Origin of the sequence: Clostridium polynesiense (assembly GCF_000820705.1) — a bacterium.
In the GTDB taxonomy this organism is placed as follows: Bacteria; Bacillota; Clostridia; order Clostridiales; family Clostridiaceae; genus Clostridium_AA; species Clostridium_AA polynesiense.
In genome coordinates this window covers 16437-35575 of sequence record NZ_CCXI01000133.1, presented here as the reverse complement: position 1 = coordinate 35575, position 19139 = coordinate 16437, and the positions used below count along the sequence as shown (strand labels likewise).

At 35.9% G+C, this 19139-nt stretch carries 21 protein-coding genes; 15 read left to right on the top strand and 6 right to left on the bottom strand.

The genetic code is table 11. The annotated features are described in order from the left end of the window. Window positions 1-6 precede the first annotated feature (6 nt). The 10 genes from TA89_RS13240 to TA89_RS13195 all read left to right on the top strand — a co-directional run bounded on the left by TA89_RS13240 (window position 7) and on the right by TA89_RS13195 (window position 10546). Entirely contained in the window at window positions 7-1008 is a 1002-nt protein-coding gene (locus TA89_RS13240) for an ABC transporter ATP-binding protein (RefSeq protein ID WP_040214026.1), read from the top strand. Then, complete coding sequence (locus TA89_RS13235) at window positions 1005-2003, top strand: ABC transporter ATP-binding protein (RefSeq protein WP_040214025.1); 999 nt, start codon at window positions 1005-1007, stop codon at window positions 2001-2003. The genes TA89_RS13240 and TA89_RS13235 overlap by 4 nt, the downstream gene beginning before the upstream one ends. After that, complete coding sequence (locus TA89_RS13230; RefSeq protein WP_040214024.1) at window positions 1955-2254, top strand: hypothetical protein; 300 nt, start codon at window positions 1955-1957, stop codon at window positions 2252-2254. Before TA89_RS13235 ends, TA89_RS13230 begins: the two co-directional genes overlap by 49 nt. Next, window positions 2251-3228, top strand: coding sequence for a GNAT family N-acetyltransferase (locus TA89_RS13225; RefSeq protein ID WP_040214023.1), 978 nt, complete (start codon window positions 2251-2253; stop codon window positions 3226-3228). Before TA89_RS13230 ends, TA89_RS13225 begins: the two co-directional genes overlap by 4 nt. A gap of 1 nt (window position 3229) precedes the next feature. Beyond that, on the top strand, window positions 3230-3931 hold the full coding sequence (locus tag TA89_RS13220; RefSeq protein WP_040214021.1) for a PIG-L deacetylase family protein: 702 nt from the start codon (window positions 3230-3232) through the stop codon (window positions 3929-3931). Window positions 3932-3934: 3 nt separating this feature from the next. Further along, window positions 3935-4996: a serine hydrolase domain-containing protein gene (locus tag TA89_RS13215; protein ID WP_040214020.1), complete on the top strand. Its 1062-nt coding sequence runs from the start codon at window positions 3935-3937 to the stop codon at window positions 4994-4996. 19 nt (window positions 4997-5015) lie between these two features. Continuing rightward, complete coding sequence (locus tag TA89_RS13210; protein WP_040214018.1) at window positions 5016-6878, top strand: ABC transporter substrate-binding protein; 1863 nt, start codon at window positions 5016-5018, stop codon at window positions 6876-6878. Between the two features lie 78 nt (window positions 6879-6956). After that, window positions 6957-7838: an ROK family protein gene (locus TA89_RS13205; protein ID WP_040214017.1), complete on the top strand. Its 882-nt coding sequence runs from the start codon at window positions 6957-6959 to the stop codon at window positions 7836-7838. A gap of 23 nt (window positions 7839-7861) precedes the next feature. Further along, window positions 7862-9169 carry a 6-phospho-beta-glucosidase gene (locus TA89_RS13200; RefSeq protein WP_040214015.1) on the top strand — a complete coding sequence of 436 codons (1308 nt, stop codon included), beginning with the start codon at window positions 7862-7864 and terminating at the stop codon, window positions 9167-9169. A 27-nt stretch (window positions 9170-9196) separates the two neighbouring features. Then, window positions 9197-10546, top strand: coding sequence for an N-acetylglucosamine kinase (locus TA89_RS13195; protein WP_052447503.1), 1350 nt, complete (start codon window positions 9197-9199; stop codon window positions 10544-10546). An 82-nt stretch (window positions 10547-10628) separates the two neighbouring features. Here TA89_RS13195 and TA89_RS13190 read toward each other — a convergent pair whose 3' ends face one another. From TA89_RS13190 to TA89_RS13170, 5 genes are all read right to left on the bottom strand, one after another. Continuing rightward, a complete protein-coding gene (locus tag TA89_RS13190; protein WP_040214014.1) occupies window positions 10629-11222 on the bottom strand; it encodes an anti-sigma factor domain-containing protein in 594 nt (197 codons plus the stop codon). 158 nt (window positions 11223-11380) lie between these two features. Then, a complete protein-coding gene (locus tag TA89_RS13185; protein WP_242850145.1) occupies window positions 11381-12052 on the bottom strand; it encodes a DUF4956 domain-containing protein in 672 nt (223 codons plus the stop codon). 11 nt (window positions 12053-12063) lie between these two features. Beyond that, on the bottom strand, window positions 12064-12966 hold the full coding sequence (locus TA89_RS13180) for a ComEC/Rec2 family competence protein (RefSeq protein WP_040214013.1): 903 nt from the start codon (window positions 12964-12966) through the stop codon (window positions 12064-12066). A 13-nt stretch (window positions 12967-12979) separates the two neighbouring features. Further along, entirely contained in the window at window positions 12980-13657 is a 678-nt protein-coding gene (locus tag TA89_RS13175) for a DUF4956 domain-containing protein (RefSeq protein ID WP_052447502.1), read from the bottom strand. 18 nt (window positions 13658-13675) lie between these two features. Then, window positions 13676-14392: a polyphosphate polymerase domain-containing protein gene (locus tag TA89_RS13170; RefSeq protein ID WP_040214010.1), complete on the bottom strand. Its 717-nt coding sequence runs from the start codon at window positions 14390-14392 to the stop codon at window positions 13676-13678. 357 nt (window positions 14393-14749) lie between these two features. On the opposite strand from TA89_RS13170, the gene TA89_RS13165 reads away from it, so the two are divergent. The 5 genes from TA89_RS13165 to TA89_RS13145 all read left to right on the top strand — a co-directional run bounded on the left by TA89_RS13165 (window position 14750) and on the right by TA89_RS13145 (window position 18426). After that, entirely contained in the window at window positions 14750-15142 is a 393-nt protein-coding gene (locus TA89_RS13165; protein ID WP_040214008.1) for a VOC family protein, read from the top strand. Between the two features lie 35 nt (window positions 15143-15177). Beyond that, a complete protein-coding gene (locus tag TA89_RS13160) occupies window positions 15178-15795 on the top strand; it encodes an NUDIX hydrolase N-terminal domain-containing protein (RefSeq protein WP_040214007.1) in 618 nt (205 codons plus the stop codon). A 131-nt stretch (window positions 15796-15926) separates the two neighbouring features. Next, a complete protein-coding gene (locus tag TA89_RS13155; protein ID WP_040214006.1) occupies window positions 15927-16445 on the top strand; it encodes a hypothetical protein in 519 nt (172 codons plus the stop codon). Window positions 16446-16488: 43 nt separating this feature from the next. Next, the gene (locus TA89_RS13150; protein WP_040214005.1) at window positions 16489-17286 is read left to right on the top strand and encodes a M55 family metallopeptidase; all 798 of its coding nucleotides are present in this window, start codon (window positions 16489-16491) and stop codon (window positions 17284-17286) included. Window positions 17287-17355: 69 nt separating this feature from the next. Then, window positions 17356-18426, top strand: a complete 1071-nt coding sequence (locus tag TA89_RS13145) for an AbrB family transcriptional regulator (protein WP_040214003.1) — start codon at window positions 17356-17358, stop codon at window positions 18424-18426. A gap of 2 nt (window positions 18427-18428) precedes the next feature. Here the strand turns inward: TA89_RS13145 and TA89_RS13140 are convergent, their stop codons facing one another. Further along, window positions 18429-19121, bottom strand: coding sequence for a response regulator transcription factor (locus tag TA89_RS13140; RefSeq protein WP_040214002.1), 693 nt, complete (start codon window positions 19119-19121; stop codon window positions 18429-18431). Between the last annotated feature and the right edge of the window lie 18 nt (window positions 19122-19139).

The window sequence follows — 19139 nt, the reverse complement described above, 5'->3', positions numbered from 1 at the left end:
TATAAAATGAAACCGATTTTAGAAATAAAAAATCTTTCTGTAGATTTTAAAGTAAATGATAAAGCATTAAGAGCTGTTGATGATTTATCAATGACTATATATAGAGGAGATATCGTTGGAATAATAGGAGAAAGCGGAAGCGGTAAATCCACATTAGCATCAGGCATATTAAAAACCGTTAGAGCACCAGGTAAAGTATCTCAGGGAGAAATAATATATCATACCCCTGATGGAGAAAAGGTTGATTTATTAAAGCTTAGCAGCAAGGAATATGCAAAATACAGATGGACAAATATTACCACGGTTTTTCAGGCTGCGCAAAATGTACTGAATCCATCTTTAAAAATCAAAGAGCATTTTTTAGAAACTGCATGGGCACACGACAACAGTTTATCTGATGCTGAAATAATGGAAAAAGCTAAAGAATTAATGAAAAGTGTGCGTTTAGAAGAAAGAGTTTTAGAAAGTTACCCTCATCAGCTCAGCGGTGGAATGAAGCAGAGAACCATAATAGCTCTAAGCCTTCTTTTAGAACCGGATTTGCTGATACTTGATGAGCCCACTACTGCATTGGATGTTATTACGCAATGGTACATAATTGACATTTTAAGGAAGATACATGATAAAACAAATATCACCATGATATTTCTTACCCATGATGTATCAATAATAGGTTCCGTTGTAAACAGGTTAGCAGTAATGTATGCAGGACAGTTAGTTGAATATGGGGATGTAGAAAGCTTGTTTTTTGATCCTACCCATCCTTATACCTATGGATTAATGCATGCTATACCATCCTTAAGAGATGATATGTCTAAAAGAAGAGCTATACCTGGGTATCCTCCTAATATGCTGAATCTTCCTCATATGTGCAGATTTACTCCAAGATGTCCTATAGCACAGGCTGGTAAGTGTGAGGGAATAAAAGAAAAGACGGATGTTATGTATAATTCGAAAGATAGTCAGTTTACGAGATGCTATTCATGGGAGAAGGTGAAAGAACTATGAGTTTAATGGAACTAAAAGATATAAGCATGGATTTTAAAGGCAGGGGCAAGGAAAAAATCGGAGCCCTTGTAGGTGTAAATCTTGATATAAAAGAAGGAGAAATAATTGCTGTAGTAGGAGAGAGCGGATGCGGCAAAACAACCTTAGGTAAGATAATAGCAGGAGTTCATGAGCCTACTGAGGGAGAACTTCTTTTTAAAGGTAAAAATATTAAAAGTCTGAACAAAAAGGAATTTAGAGAGTATAGGCTTGGAGTTCAAATGGTGCATCAGGATTCTTATGCAGCCTTAAATCCTAACAAGACTATTTTTCAATCTTTATCTCTTCCTTTATTTCAGCATAAGCTGGCAAAAAATAATGTTGAAGCAGTGAATATACTAACAGAATATTTTGAGGAGGTAGGACTTACTCCTGCAGATCAGTTTTTAGAAAAATATCCTCATCAGCTTAGCGGAGGGCAGAGGCAGAGAATATTGCTGGCAAGAGCTCTTTCTATGAAGCCTAAGCTCATTGTAGCTGACGAGCCTGTTTCAATGGTAGATGTATCCTTAAGGATATCGCTTTTGAATCTTATGACTAAGATGAATGAAAAGTATAAAATCAGTTTTATATATATAACCCATGATTTAGGAACTGCAAGATATATAGCTTCCCATGGGAGGATAGTGGTTATGTACCTTGGAAGAATGATAGAAACTAACCAAATCAGAGAGGCTATAGAAAGTCCTAAACACCCATATTTTCACGCTTTAATCAGTGCTGTTCCTGAAGCTAATCCAAAGCTTAGAAGCGAATTTATAAAGAAGCTTCCTTTAAGATCCCTGGATATGCCAAGCTTGTTGGACTTGCCTACCGGATGTAAATTTCATCCTAGGTGCCCATATTTCGATGACAGATGTATCCAGGAGGAGCCTGTATTAAGGGAATTCAAAGGGGGAAGAGTTGCATGTCATCACGCAGAAAAGGTTCTGGAGATAACAAGCAAAGAGGACTAGATATAAGGGTAATAACAAAGTATTTAAATATAATTGGAGCTATGTCAGGAGCACTTCTCATAATAAGCTTAATATCATTTTTTGCAGCTAGAGATATAGTAGAAGCAAATGTTGTATATCTCATGATTATTATTTTTAACTTATTAATAGTAATAGGAGTATGGATAGTTCCTAAAATACTTTTAAGGTATTTTGAAAAAATAAGCAGCAGAGAAAAGTTAAATAAAGAAAATGAGGGGGGAAAGCAATGAACATTTATAAGATGCAGGAATCTGATTTTCAGGAAGTTTTAAATCTTTGGAATGAAGAAAGGCATAATAATAGATTTCTCCATAAAAAGTTTAACAAGGAAGCTTTTATAAATAAATTTGTCAGCGACGAAAGTTCATTGACTAAAATTAATTATGTTTATAAGGAAAATGAAAAAATAGTAGGATTTATTAATGGCTGCTATAAAAATGAAGGTGATACAGGATATATAACCTTCGTCTTAGTGAAGGAGGAATACTTAAGAAGAGGCATAGGATCAGAGCTTGTTAATAAGCTTGAAGAGCGCTTTAAAAGTGTAGAGAGTATTAAAAAGATGGAAATCACCTTTTTTAATCCTATAAATCTTGAGTGGATTGTACCTGGAACGGCAGACCAGGATCATCCTAATGCTCCGGGACTTGACTTAAGCTCTCCGTCATATATTTTCTTTAAAAATATGCGTTTTAAGGATGTAGTAAATCAAAATTCCTACTACAGGCTTCTAGATGGTTTTGAATACAGCAGTGATATAGCGGAAAGGGAAAAGGCTTTACATGAAAAGGATATACATATAACCTATTACGATAAAAGCAAGCATTACGGTTTTGAAGAACTATTTAGGGATTTAGATAATCCTTTGTGGGAAGAAGCTGTAATGAGTAATGTTGAAAAAGGTGACAGTGCAAATCCTGTACTTATTGTAGAGCACAAAGGGAAAATATGCGGCTTTACAGGTCCTTTAACGGTTCAGGAAAGCAAAAGAGGATACTTTGCAGGGATAGGAATACACTCTGAATACAGAAAGCACGGAGCAGGAAAGGTACTTTTCTCTGCGCTGTGTAAAGGCCTAAAGGACGCAGGAGCAGAATATATGACCTTATTTACCGGAGATAATAATCCGGCGAGAAATATATATGAATCTGCAGGCTTCAAAATTGTAAGAAGCTGGGCAATAATGAGAAAGGAGTTTAAGTAAAATGGCAGATAAAAGAATTGTTATGGCTATAGGAGGCCATGTAGGGGATATGGAATTAACAGCAGGAGGAACACTTGCTACAATGGCTCTTCAGGGTCATAAGATAATTACTGTAGCATTAACTGCAGGAGAAAGAGGTAACCCTCCTACAATGACAGATAAAGAATATAGAGTGCAGAAAATACAGGAAGCGGAGAAATTTGCAGAAATGCTTGGAGGGGAAGCTGTAGTTTTAGAGCACCTGGATGGTGAACTTCCTGATAATAAAGAAGTAAGGCTTCAGGTAGCTGATTTAATCAGAAAATATAAGCCTAATGTTTTAATAACTCACTGGAAAAACAGCATGCACAAGGACCATGCTTTAACCCACAGAATTGTAAATGATGCTCAGTTTTTTGCTGGTCTTCCTGCATTGGAAAGAGAAAATCCCGCTCATTTTGCGGCAGGTCCATACTATGCAGAAAATTGGGAGGATCCAACAGATTTCAAACCTTATGTATATTCACTTATTTCCGACGAAGGTTTTAAACTTTGGTCAGAAGCTATAAATCATCACTGGTTTGCATTAAACAGCAGCTCATACAAATACAAGGAGTATTATTCTCATTTAAAAGCTGCAAGGGGAATTGAAGCTAGGAAAAAATATGCGGAAACCTTTGATATAGACCCAATACAAAAGAGAATAATAAAAGAAGGACTGTAAAAATTGACTAAAAGGTTTATAAAAACTGAGAAAATTTTTGAAGAAGCACAAAAGTGTGGGGTATTCCCAGGAGGTATACTTTCCATAGGAAACTCCACAGAAGAATTATACAGAAACTGTATAGGTTATAAAAGCTTATATCCAGAAAAAGATTTTGTGACGGAAGAAACTTTGTTTGATATGGCTTCATTAACGAAGATAATGTCCACTACCATGGTAGCTTTACGATTTATAGAAGAAGGCCTTATGACCTTAGGAGATACCTTAGAACTGTATTTTACAAATGTACCTGAAGATAAAAAACAGATAACCATACATAACCTTATGACTCACACAGCAGGACTTTCAGCTGTAATGCCTATATACTCTACAGCTTCCTCACCGGAGGGAGCTGCAGATAGCATATTGAAGCATCCCTTAGAATATGTTCCCGGGGAAAAGGTGGTTTACAGCTGTCTGGGATATATTCTTTTGGGTAAAATTCTGGAGATTATAGGCAGTCAGGATTTAGCAGGTTTAAGTTCAAAGTATGTATTTGAACCTTTAAATATGAAAAGTACCGGATATAACCCCAAGTCAGTGAATATAGCCTCCACAGAATTCCTTAAAGATAAAAATCTTTATTTAAAAGGGGTAGTTCATGATGAAAATGCAAGATACCTTGGAGGGATTTCCGGAAATGCAGGAGTGTTTTCTAATATAAAGGACATGAACACTTTTGCACAGATGTTGTCTAATGAAGGAGGGATAAAAGAAAAAAGCTTTATAGGTAAAAATACCTTTCGTATGAGTATTCATAATTATACCAGGGAACTTGAAGAGCAGCGAGGATTAGGCTTCAGTTTAAAAACTATGAAAAGTATAAATCACCCTTCTGGAGATTTATTCTCAGAGGGATCCTTTGGACATACAGGCTTTACTGGAACGTCTCTATGGGTGGATAAGGAAACCGGGATGTATGTAATACTTTTAACAAACAGAGTTCATCCAACCAGAGACAATATAGATATTATAAGGTTTAGAAGATTGCTGCATAATTGCATAATTACGGAATATTTGAGCTGATATTAAGGAGGTAACAACTATGAAAATAAAAATTAAATCGCTAATCGCCGGAGCTATTTCTTTAAGTTTAATGACTACAGTTTTAGCAGGTTGTACACAGGGTTCAAAAGAAGGAACCACGGAATTAAAAAATACTAAGCTTAAGCTTGAGGGGCAGCCGGTTAAAAACGATAAGGTTTTAACTACACTTATAAATGTGCAATCACCGCCGGCTTTTAATGGTAATCCTTATGATGTGGCAGGTCTGGATTGGTCAGTTCAGCCTCTTGTATATGATTATCTTGCAGATTTCTCACCTTTCCCAAGCAACACTTATAAAGAATCTCTTTTAGAAAGCTATAAGCAAGAGGGAAAAGTTCTAACTATGAAGCTTAAAAAGGATCTTAAATGGAGTGATGGAAGTCCGCTTACCTCAGAAGACATTATGACAAACTACTATGTTAACGTAGGTAAGAGTGCTATATGGACCTTTGCAGAGAAAATAGAAAAGATAGATGATCTTACTGTTAGAATTACCTTTGTTAATGAAAGCCCGCTAGCATTAAAATTAGCTTTTGCTTTGCCTATCATGTCTCCCGCTAAGGAGTTCGGCAAATGGGCAGCACAATATAAGGTTATTGCGGATACCCAAAGGGTTTTAAAATCAAATACCAATACATATGATTATACTCCTGAAGGACAAGCCAAGCTTACAGAGATAAATAACGATTTATTAGCATACAAGCCAGACCCAACAAAGGTTATAGCTTCCGGTCCATATGTTATAAGCGGAGTAACTACCTCTGAGGTAACCTTTAAGAAAAATCCTCACTACAGAATAGATGTTAAGATAGAAACCGTAAGAGGTCTGAGACCTGGAAGTGCCGAGGCTTTCTCAACTTCCATACTTGAACAGCAGTATACCATGGAAAACGGTGGATTGAGCCCAGATACTTCTAAACAGGTAGATTCAAGATATAAAGACACTATGAGAAAGATATACATCCCAGAATTATCACAGATAGGTTTTGTTTTTAATACCGCAAAATATCCTGTCAACATTCCTGAAGTTAGAAAAGCTATAACCATGGCTACAAACAGAGAAACCTTGGTAAATATTGCTGAACCGGGAAGTTTCTTAAGCGATACAAGAAACTCCGGATTAATGCCTTCATTGATTAAAAATTATACTAACGAAGGTTTTATAGATACTCTTCCTGATTATAAATATGATACAGATAAAGCAGCTAAGCTTTTAGAGTCTATTGGCTGGAAAAAGAATAATGCTGGAATATGGACCAACGAAAAGGGAGAAGAAGTACCTATTGAAATTGCAACAATAAACTCTTGGCCATCCTTAATGATGACTTCTGAGGCTATGGCTAGTATGCTTTCAGAATTTGGTTTCAAAGTGAACTTTAAGCCTATGGAAGGCGGTACTATATGGAGCTATTTAAGCAGCCCTGATGCTATGATAGGAAGCACTTTCTTAGGGGCAGCAGGAACCTATGCTCATCCTTGGGAAGCCTTTAATAATATATTAACCTCTACAAGAGTAGGATTCCCTAAAATAGAACCGGGACAGGACAGAATCGTTAAAGCACCTACCAGCGGTAAGGAATACAATGTTACTCAGATGCTTAGACAGTTATTTGCATCTAAGGATGAGAAAGAAACTAAGAAATTAACAGAAGAATTAATGACCCTTCTTAATGATATAAGCGTATTTATGCCTGTAATTGAAAAGTCTGCTCCTTTCAGAATATATGATCCTTCTTTAAGTCTTGCAGATGGTAAGGCTGGAGAAATACAAGAGAGTTACTATTATTTCGGAACTATGAATCAGGTATTAAGCAAGCTCATTAAAGACGGAGAAATATATTACGTGGACGAAAAGAAATAACTTTAAAATATACAGCTTAGTTATAAAATAGCTAAGCTGTATATACTTAATAAATTATTTCCGGAAAGGAATTATGAAATGGATAATATTTTAGCCCTAGACATTGGAGGAACCTTTATTAAATATGGACTGTTCTCAAAAAAGGGAGAACAGAAATTTACCGGTAAGGAAGCTACTGAAAAGGAGCCTGAAAGGTTTTTAAAGCAGCTTATAAATATTATAAAAAATATAGAAAGCACTGAAGAATTCGAAGGAGTAACCTTAAGCATCGGAGGCTTTATAGATCCTGCTACCGGAGAAAACACAGATTTCAGCGTAGGTAAGAATTTTACAACCTTTAATTTAAAGGGTGAACTTAAGAAAAGAACAGGTTATAACATATCCATAGAAAATGATGCCAATTGCGCAGCTTTGGCTGAGCTTTGGATGGGCTCAGGCAAAGGAGTTAAGGATTTCATAATGGTTACTTTAGGCACCGGTATAGGAGGAGCAATAGTTACAGAAGGAAGGCTTCTTCGAGGAAAAAGTTTTAAGGCAGGAGAGTTTGGACTTGTATATGTTCTTAAAAATAAATCCTCTGAAGGAGAAAGCTATGAGCCTGCTACAGCTACCGGCACTCTCGTAAAAAGGGTAAGAAAAATATTAGATAAAGAAATAGATGGAGAGTATATATTTAACAACCTGGAGAACGAAATAATTAATAAGGTCTATAAGGAATGGATTAATAAAATTTCTCTGCTTATAGGAGGTTTATGTATATGTATGGATCCTGAAAAGCTTCTTATAGGAGGGGGAGTAAGCTCTCAAAGCAGGCTTATTGAGGATATTGAAAAAGAAGCCCTGAAAATATATCCTCATTTAAAAGGATATACCTCTATAGAAGCCTGCAGCTTAAAGAATAATGCAGGAATGATTGGAGCTGTATACAACTATATCAACGAATATGAGGAAATCATATAAATATTTCGGAGGTGAAGATATAAATGTCATTAAAAATTGTAACCATAGGAGGGGGATCCAGTTATACCCCTGAGCTTGTAGAAGGATTTATTAAAAGGTACCATGAACTTCCAATAGAAGAACTTTGGCTTGTAGATTGTGAAGCGGGAAAAGAAAAGCTTGAAATAGTGGGTAATCTGGCTAAGAGAATGGTAGAAAAAGCAGGAGTACCTATTAAGATATTTTTAACCCTTAATAGGAGAGAAGCTTTAAAGGGTGCTGATTTTGTTACTACTCAGATGAGAGTAGGTCTTCTGGATGCCAGGGTTAAGGATGAGAGAATCCCATTAAGCCATGGACTTCTTGGACAAGAAACTAATGGTGCAGGAGGTCTGTTTAAAGGACTTAGAACTATACCGGTGATTTTAGATATATGCAAAGATATGGAAGAGTTATGTCCTAACGCATGGCTTATTAACTTTACTAATCCTGCAGGTATGGTTACTGAGGCTGTGAACAGATATAGCAGCATAAAGAGAGTTATTGGCTTATGCAATGTACCTATTGATATGCATACAGCTATTGCAAATATATTAAATGCAGATAAGAGCAAGGTAAAGGTAACCTTTGGAGGACTAAATCATATGGTGTTTGCTACCTCTGTATTTTTAGATGGAGAAGATGTTACATCTCAAGTTCTAAGTAAATGGGGAAAACAAAGTATGAATAATATAACTGGAACAGAATGGAACAATGCCTTTGTAAAGGAACTTGGAGTAATTCCTTCCCCTTATCAGAGATATTACTTTATGGCAAAGGAAACCTTAGAAGAAGCAGTTAAGAAGTATGAGGAAAACGGTACCCGAGCAGAAAAAGTAAAAGAAATGGAAGAAGAGCTTTTCGAAATGTATAAGGACACTGAATTAAAGGAAAAGCCAAAGCTTCTGGAAAAAAGAGGAGGCGCTTATTACAGTGATGCAGCCTGCAGTTTAATATCTTCTATTTATAACGATAAAGGAGATATCCAGGTAGTTAATACTGTAAACAGAGGGGCACTTTCAGATTTAGATCCTGATGAAGTAGCAGAAGTCAGCGCTGTAATAACAAAGGAAGGGCCTATTCCAATAACCATAGGCAAACTGCCTAAAGCGGTAAAAGGATTGGTTCAGCAGATTAAATCCTTTGAGGTTGCAGCCTGCGAGGCGGCGGTTACAGGAGATTACAATAAAGCGCTTCTTGCTATGATAATTAATCCTTTAGTAGCTTCCCAAAGATATGGAAATATAGTTTTAGATGAGCTTTTAGAGGCTCATAAGGAATATCTTCCGAATTTTTTTGAAACACGAAAATAAATACTGATTTTAATAAGGTGATAGTTTATGGTATATGATAAGGTTTATGACGTGCTCAAAGAAGAATGTCGTAAACAATTAGTTCATGGAGAAATTAAAGGTGTATCTGCTGCTGAAATTGCAGATAAGCTAGGAATGGTGAGGTCAAATGTGGTAAGGGCTTTCAGACAGCTTATAGATATGAATATGATTTATAAAGTGAATGGAAGACCTGTGCTTTATTACGTAGACTCCAGCGTTATACTATATGAGCTAAAGTCCAAGGATGAAAATATAAGCTTGTCTAATCATATAGACGATTTTCTTACTTCAAGAACAAAAAGGCTTCATTATAAGGGGTACTATGAAGAAGAAATAAAATATAAGCTTATTGATGAAGTAGAAAACTATATAAACAATTATTTTGATGTGTTTCAAAGCAAGCAGAAGGTAGATAAAAAGATAAAGGAACTTGCTGAGGTTAAATATATTATAGGTGTGGATGGCGGAGGTTCAGCGACTGAAGCCATTGCCTACACCTTGGAAGGTGAGGAAATAACCCACGGGATTTCCGGCTTCGGTAATATTGTAATAAATAAAGAGGAAGGACTAAAAAATATAGAAATTGCAATCCTTCAGTGTATGCAGAACCTCAGGCCGAGCAATTGTGTACATATTTATGCAGGCCTTGCCGGGGCTTATACAGGAAATAATAAAGAAGTTATTCAAAAATATTTAGAAATCAGATTTCCTGCTTCAGTAACGGTTATAAGTGATGCGGATTTAGCTTTTAATGCGTTATTAAAAGGAGAAGAAGGGATATTAACCATTGCAGGTACAGGTTCTATTTCCTTTGGAATCCATAACAATGAATACATAAGAGCAGGAGGCTGGGGGAATCTTATAAGCGATAGAGGCAGCGGCTATCATATTGCTATAAATGCATTTAAACAAATAATAGCAGAAAAGGATGCCGGTGCGGCTCCTTCCTACCTAAGCAGGGAAATTATGAGAGCATTAAATATAGAAAGCATCTCTGACGTTATAGATTATGTTCATACAGCAAATAAAAGCAGCATTTCTGCTCTAGTTCCTACTATTGTTAAAGCAGCGGATAAAAATGATAAAAGAGCAGTTTCGCTATTGAGGAAAGCCAGCAGGGATTTAGCGGATCTGACTATTAAGGTTTATAAGAGAATGGGCAGTCCTGATAATGTAAAAATTGCAATCCGAGGCGGTATCCTCACTAAGATACCGGTTATTAAGAGAGACTTTATAAAATACTTAGATAGTGAAATAACTGAATTTACTATTATTGAGGAGGATGTTTCTCCTGCAAAAGGAGCTTACTTTATTTTCTGCAAGGAAGCTTCTCAGAAAAAGCTGAAAAATAAATAAAGGCTGCAAACTACTAATACAAATAAAAATCATAGATAACTGAGATGAAGCTTAGTTATCTATGATTTTATTTTGATAATATTTATATGTTATAGTATATTTCAGCACTGTCTATTTCGCTGTCATCTTCATCCAGTATATAAGAGCCTGCAAGATAGGAGTGTAAAACTGCTTCTATATAGCTTCTGTAGTTTTCATCCTCCTTAGGAAGGGCGATAGCCGCTGAGATTTTTGTGTGATTTTCCGGTGCTATTAAAGCTACAAGTTTACGAATAGCATCATTAAGTTCTTTTCCTTGTAAATCTTCCAGCTCCTTGGGTGAGATATCATTATTATTTAAGTGAACTGACACAATTTTTTTGTTTTTATCTAGTTCAACCTGAATTTTGCCTTGAGAATCCAGTGATATTGTGGCATATACTTTATGTCTGGGAAAGTACAGCCAGCCGGAAATACCGATTATCATGACAAGTACCAAAGCTAAAGCATTTAACTTATAAGTACTGTTAAAGAATAAAAGGGGTTTAGTTTTTTTCTCATATAAGTCTTCCTCTAACACGTAAATTTTATCGCCTATGGCGAGCCCTTTCTTCTTTTTTACCTTAACAACGCTTCCATCATCGGTAATACCAAGGCAGTACTTGCTCTTTGTTTCCATTACTATTACCTTATACATGACGAGTACCTCGATTCTTTTTAAAGCCGTCTGATTAGTAGATAATCTAATTGCAGATTAGTTGTTAAATATATTGTCATCTGTTTAAGGTTCTGCTTTTCCAATGATAACTCTGATATTCAGTTGTAAGGATTATGAGGATAACCTATTAAGTGCTTTTATGCAGCTTCGTTTTGAGCCAGTATATTGACGCTGTCTATTCCCTCAAGTGAAAACATTCTTCTTATGATAAAATTATCCTTTCTTTCCGGAAGTATCGCTTCATATACCAGTTCGAAGGAGTCATCCATAACATTTTTTGCTCTTATATGATTGTTTTCATCCACATGGTCGATAATCTGCTGAAGAAGGTCTAAATCTGCTCTGCTTCCTCTTATAACCACCAGCATAGGCTTTTCGGTTTCTAAATCCTTTCTGCTGGTTAAAATCATAAACACCGCCATGGCAAGGGAACCTGCAATGCCTATAAGATAGGACCCGGTAGCAGATGCAATACCTATTGCCATGCTCCAAAAGATGAAGCCCATATCTCTTGGATCCTTAATATTAGTTCGAAATCTTACTATAGATAAGGAACCCAGCATTCCCAGTGAAAGCGCCAAGTTGGATTGGATTAAATCCATAAACACAGTAGAAATAAATGCTATCATCACTAGGGTTATGGAAAACTTTTTGCTGTAATAAATTTTTGAATGTGAATGCTTATAGGCAGCAGTCATAATAGCTGCCAGCAGAAAAGTAACCGCAAAGCTTATTAATATATCTATCCCTTGGGGACGTTTTACTATCATATTTAATAAATCTTCCATCTGTTTGTTATAACTGCCCATTTTAATTCTCCTTACTTTGCTTGAATTTTTGAAAATTTAACAGGGGTTATGGTTTTTCCGTCGCAAATGAAATCTACTGCAAGAAAGTCTCCCTCTGAAACAAAAATTTCTGTTTTCATGGCTTGGAGCCTTCCAATGATTTTATTTGAAAGGGAATTTGAGTCTTCTTCTTTATTACCTGTTAATATTGCATATTTAGGATTAACTGCACTTAAAAATCCCTGAGAAGAGGCGTCATCCTTTCCGTGATGTCCTGTTTTCAACACATCTGCATCTAAGGCTGTACCAGATTTGAATATATCCATTTCCTCTAAAAACTGAGCATCTCCCATCATTAAAAAGGAATTATCTCCGTAAGTTATTTTAAGCACCATACTGTTATTGTTAGCTTCTGTTGAGTCTAAGCTTATAGGGCCTAATACTTCAGCTTTTACAGGAATTTCACTTTCAGAAAGAATAATCTCATCTCCTGCCTTTACCTTTTTTAAAGTACTGTTATATTTAGAAGCTAGATCTTCTAAATTGGCTTTTTTGTAGGAGACAGTATCCAGTTCAGATACATATATAGAATCAACCTTCATGTCTTCTAATAAATACTGAACGCCTCCTATATGATCCTTATGTCCGTGGCTTAGCAATATTCCATCTAATTTATTTATGCCTTTTTCCTGTAGAAGCTGCTTGATAACGGGATATTTGTCCTTTTTTCCTGTGTCTATCATATAGTTTTTTCCATCAGGGGTTGAAATAAGAAAGGCATCACCCTTTCCCACATTTATAAAAGATACAGACAGATAGTCTTTTTTAGCCACAGGTTTAAATTCCTCCTTGGAAGTGTCTTTGCCTGAGCTGCAGCCAGTAAGCATTAAGATTACTGTGAGCATAATTGTTAAAAGTATTTTTATGTTTTTCATAACAGCCTCCGTATTATGCTACCTTAGTATCTGGAGCAAGAATGTTTATTCCCTGAATGCCTTCTACACTCCATAATTGAGATAGTATTTCTTTTTCTTCAGATTCCTTTAATTTAATTTCATATACCAGTTCAAAGGATTCTTGAGATATATTTTTTGCCATCATCCTGGTCTTACCTTTTATAGAAGACATAAGATCCGTTATTTCATCCATGTCCGCTTTACTTCCCCTTATTACAAGGGTGATAGCATCACGAAAAGATTTTGCTGCGCTGGTTGCCAGCATGAAGGCCGACAATAATAGGGTGCTTACTGTTCCCATTAAGAAGGCACCTGTAGCTGATGATATTCCAATACTGATGCTCCAAAATACAAAGCCAATATCCCTGGGGTCCTTTGTGTTAGTTCTGAACCTGCAAATGGAAAGTGAACCTAGAACGCCTAGGGATAAAAGTACATTGCTTTGAATTAAATTCAGAAGCACTGTAGAAATTAAAGATAGCATTATAAGAGTAGTATTAAATTTTTTATTATAGCTTAAGGAATCATGGCATAAACGATATACAAAATACATAACTGCTGATAAGGCTAAAGCAAAAATCATGCTCAATAAAAAAGACTTAACGGTAGGAGCAGTATTTAATGCTTCTGTTGTATTTATATTTGTAATATACTGAAATAATTTACTCATAAAAAAACCTCCAAATTATTAACAATAATACTGTTTTAATATTTTTCTAGATGATCCGAATTTGCTGGGTGGTTTCATGGATAAGTCGCATCGCTTAAATACCTCCTGCAGCTGTTCAAATAAGAATCTGTCATACTTTATCTCCAAAATTGATTTATCAGGAGATAAGACTTCCTTGAAATTAATATTATTTGAGAATATATCAAAAGAGGAGTCACAGAAACGCAGATGGTTGTCTAAGGTTACTCTAGTATTAAAATTCGGATGAGTATAAGCCCTTCTGTGATACTCAATAAGAGAAACCGGTCTGTAGCATTGAGCACACATAAGTCCATAGCCATACTCAGCTACGGGAGAATCATAATTTAAAAGTACGCTGTAATTTCCCTTTAACAATTCTTTAGCATCACCACTGCTTATGGTAACGCTTTCCTTAAGTTGGTGGTCATAAACCTTTCTTTTCACCTCAAACTTTGCTTTTGTATCTGAAGTGTCGTAGATACGAAGGCGAATCCTCTTTTTTTCTATGGCTCCGTTTACCTTATCCCAATAATCGTTATTGCATATACCATCAAAATAAACGCTCCTTACTCTATAGCCGTTGTAATCTCCGTAGCTGTCCGGGATCAAAAGCTTATCCAAAGCGTTTAGAAGGTAAAGCCTGTCTTCAAGGGAAACCATAAATTTTTTCTCTTTTCTTGCAACGGTCAAAACTGGGGTCCCTTTCCTTCCCATATATTCATCATTCCTTTCTCTTCCCTTCTACTACACAATACCTGGAGTTTTTTTAGTTTGGGTACCTTTTTGGAACAAAAAAAGAATATTCTTTAATTTTTACGACTTTTATGTATTAAAATGTCATAAATATGAACTTGAGAATATATTTTTACTGATTAGTCTATTAACTGAAGGTACAGTGAGAAGGAAGGAAAATTAAGGTATATCTTGAGGTCTTTTGATATAATAAGAGTGTAAATCAAATACAGTAAATAACTGGGCTGGTAAAATAAGAACAAGAGCTGCTGATTAACTATACATACAATTTAATAAAAGTATAAAATGAGGATTAATTATAAAAGAAGGAGAAGAGATATGAAAGGCATGGTACATCACATTGAACTGTATGTAAGGAATTTAAAGGAAAGTATAGAGTTCTGGGACTGGCTTTTAAAGGAGCTGGGATATGAGGAATACCAGAAATGGGATAAAGGGATAAGCTATAAGCTTCAGGACACATACCTTGTGTTGGTACAGGCTGAGGAAAGGTTTTTAGACATACCATACAATAGATGCAGGGCAGGCTTAAATCACCTTGCTTTTCACGGAGGAAGCCCGCTGTTTGTGGATGAAATTACAATGAAGCTGAAGAAAAAAGGCGTTAAAATCCTTTATGAAGATAAACACCCCCATGCAGGGGGAGAAGATCATTATGCTGTGTATTTTGAATCCCCTGAGAGAATGAAGGTGGAGGTAGTGGGAGAATAGAAAGGATTTAAATAACATAAAAGGAGAGATAAACTATGGAAGAAAAATGGTTAAATTGGGCAAAAAGGCTTCAGTCAATAGCACAGGCAGGACTTACCTATTCAAAGGATAAATATGATTTAGAAAGGTTTCAGCAGATACGAGATTTATCCGTAGAAATACTAAATGAATATACTGAAGCAGGCAGTGAAAAGATAAGAGACTTATTTTGTAATGAAACAGGATATCAAACTCCTAAGGTGGATGTAAGGTCTGCTATTTTTAAAGATAATAAAATCTTGCTAGTGAAGGAAAGCATAGACGGCTTATGGTCTCTTCCTGGAGGATGGGCAGAAATGAACCTGTCCATAAAGGAAAATGCTGTTAAAGAAGCTAAAGAGGAGGCTGGAGTAAATATTGTTCCTCTACGGCTCATCGCAGTTCAGGACAGAAGCAGACATAATAAACCTCCTTTTCCATATGGATGTTATAAGGTTTTTGTGCTTTGTGAGCTTATAGACGGTGAGTTTCAAAGTAATATAGAAACAGAGGAAAGCGGATTCTTTTCCCTGGAAAGCCTTCCGCCTTTATCAAGAGGTAGAAACACTGAAAAGCAGATAGAAATGTGCTTTGATTCATTGAAAAGCCCTCATCAGGAAGTTCTGTTTGATTAGTTGTTTCTAACATAAGGAAAAAGTTAAGAAGCATACTTGGTGTTTTTTATCTGTATATGAAAAGATTAATATGAAAAATTGTAGTATAATTACATTAATGGAATTGTTTCTATGGGTGAGGGGGGATTCATTTGCTACAGGGATTTAACGTAGAAAATTTAGTAATACTTTTTGCAGCAGTTTTTATTTTGTACCTTGCTTTTAAATTTTTAAAAGGAATTTTAAAGCTTATAATTACTGTGATTTTAATATTTACAGTGGGAATAAGTCTCTACAATATTTTTATAGTTCAAAAGCCATTAAGCTATGAAATAGACAGGTATAAGACAGACTTAGCATACTTCAAAAGTATGAGCAGCATTAATAAGGAAGCTTTTAATGCACTTAAAGAAATAAAGGAAAATAAAAACATACCTGAAAATGCAGATAAACTTAAGGAATTGGAAAAGCGGGCAGAAGGACTAAATCACAGCAGGGAAAGCAGTTTTATTCACAATGGGTATATAGTAAACTTTAAAAAGCTTACAGCTGCTGCGGAGGCCTACAAAACTGCAGGTGCTTCAATGGAGTACCTTGAAGAATTAAGCGCTATGTCGGATGATATTAATATAAAGCTGAAGGATATACTTTTCCCTAAAGAAAAACATTAAAACAGCAAATTTTAAGTTAAGAATGTAGAAAGGAGAGATTTATATGAAAATATATATAAGTGCTGATATTGAAGGTGTTACAGGGGCGACCAGCTGGAGTGAAGCAGAAAAGAATCATAATGATTACGGAGTTTTTTCCGATCAGATGACAAAAGAGGTTAGAGCTGCCTGTGAAGGTGCCTTTGCCGCAGGGGCTAAAGAGGTTTACGTTAAGGATGCTCATGACAGTGCAAGAAATATAAATATGAATGGATTGCCTGAATATGCTGTACTTCAGAGAGGATGGGCAGGAAATCCTATGTGCATGGTGAGCGGCTTGGATGAAAGTTTTGACGGGGCACTTTTTATAGGGTATCACTCAAGAGGAGGCAGCGGAGACAGCCCTTTAGCCCATACACTGGATACTAATCTTGAATATATTAAAATCAACGGGAGATATGCCAGTGAATTTTTAATCAATGCATATGCTGCGGCACTTTATGGAGTACCGGTGGTGTTTTTAAGTGGAGATAAAGGCTTGACAGAGGAAGTTAATGAGGTAAATAAGAACATTAAAACCCTTGCAGTAAAGGAAGGCATAGGAAACAGTACAATAAACATTCATCCTGACAAGGCTGTACGGCTTATTAAGGAAGAAACTGAATCAGCACTAAAAGGAGATTACAGCTTGAGCAAAATAACTCTTCCTGAGAATTTTGAAATAGAAATTGGTTACGGCAGGCATCAGACTGCTTATAGAAATTCCTTCTATCCCGGTGCTTATCTTGCTTCTCCAAAGGTAATAAACTACAGCACAAAGGATTATTATGAAGTGCTTAGATTATTTCATTTTTTAACATAGACAGGATTAAAGACTTTTAATCAGCACTGGCAAAGCAGGCTGCAGATAAAGGAGAAGTATTAAGAAAAAATGAGCAGTGTTATTATGACTTTAATTATTGGATTTTTATTTGGATATATTGCATTAAAGATTAAAATACCTGCGGGAGCCATGGTGGGAGCCATGTTTTCCATAGCGATATTCAATATTATAACGGGAGATGCAGCTTTATCTCAGGATGTTAAGATATTAACTCAAATGGCTGCAGGAGCTTTTATAGGTTCAGGAATAACCAGTAAGGATATATCGGGCCTTAAAAAAATAATTGTACCGGCAATTTTAATGGTACTGGGAATAGTATTTTTAAATCTTTTTATGGGATATTTAATGCATAAGATAACAGGAATAGATTTAATAACTTCTCTTTTTGCCTGTGCACCGGGAGGAATAGTGGACATGACCCTTGTAAGCAGCGATTTGGGTGCTGACACCCCAAAGGTTGCAGTGCTGCAGCTTGTGAGGTTTATAAGCGTTATGACCATTATACCTGCAGTGGTTAAAATAATTGCTAAAATTCGCAGCAGGAGAAAAAGGGAAGTTTATGATGAGGGTGCTTTAGAAATAGTTAAAAGCAATAGGGATGACAAAAGGGATAGTTTTACATATAAAGAAAAGGCAGCCTGTGTTTTAAGGACCCTGGCTATAGCGTTTGCAGCAGGTATCATAGGATATATAAGTAAAATCCCTGCCGGAGCCCTAACCTTTTCTATGATCTCCGCGGCAGCTTATAATATAACCACCAATAAAGCTTATATGCCTATACCTCTCAGAAGGATTACTCAGATATTGGCAGGAATACTTGTAGGAGAAAGAATGAATTATGGAGATTTAATTGCTCTAAAGGCTGTGATGTTTCCTGCATTACTATTAATCCTAGGAATAATTACAGTAAACTTACTCCTTGCTTTATTTATCAATAGAATCAGCTCTATAGACATTATTACAGCTCTTTTTGCCTGTACTCCCGGCGGAGTGGCAGATATGGCATTGATTGCAGAAGAGCTGGGAGCGGATGGACCTAAGGTCACTGTGCTGCAGCTTTGCAGATATGTTTGTGTTATAGCGTTATTTCCTATAATTATCAAATTTATAATTACATAAATTTATATTACAAACTCGTAGCCTATGCCCCATACTGTCTTTATGTAACGGGGCTTGCTAGGGTTATCCTCTATCTTATTTCTCAAATACTTTATGTACACCATCATACTGTTGTCATCAAAGTCCTGATCGTTCCAGATATATTTGTATATTTCCTCCTTTGAAAATACCCTATTGGGATTCTCCATAAAGAATTTCATTATCTTCATCTCTTTTGATGATAATGCTATTTCTTTATTATTTTTATATAATTTATAGTTATTTATATCGAATTTAAAATCACCTTGAATTATATAATTAGAGCTTAACTCTTCCTTTAAAAGCTCCTTGTGCCTCTTGATAAGAGATTTTATCAAAGCTGAAAGCACAGAAGGGCTGAAGGGCTTGGTTATATAATTGTCTGCACCTATTTCCAGACCTCTTATTATATCCTCATCCTCTTTTTTACCGCTGAGGAACACTATAGGAAGCTGGATGTCATATTTTCTAATTCTTTTAGCCACTTCATAGCCGGAAATATCCTCTAATAAAATATCCAGTATAATCAAATCTACCTTATACTTGGTGAAAATCTCAAAGGCCTCCTTACCTGTGGAAGCTTCATAAACTATCATATTTTCTTCTGTGAATATCTTTTTAATCAATTTTCTTACCGGCTCTTCATCCTCTACTATAAGAAGTTTAGCTGTATCCACGTATATCTCCCCCTGCAT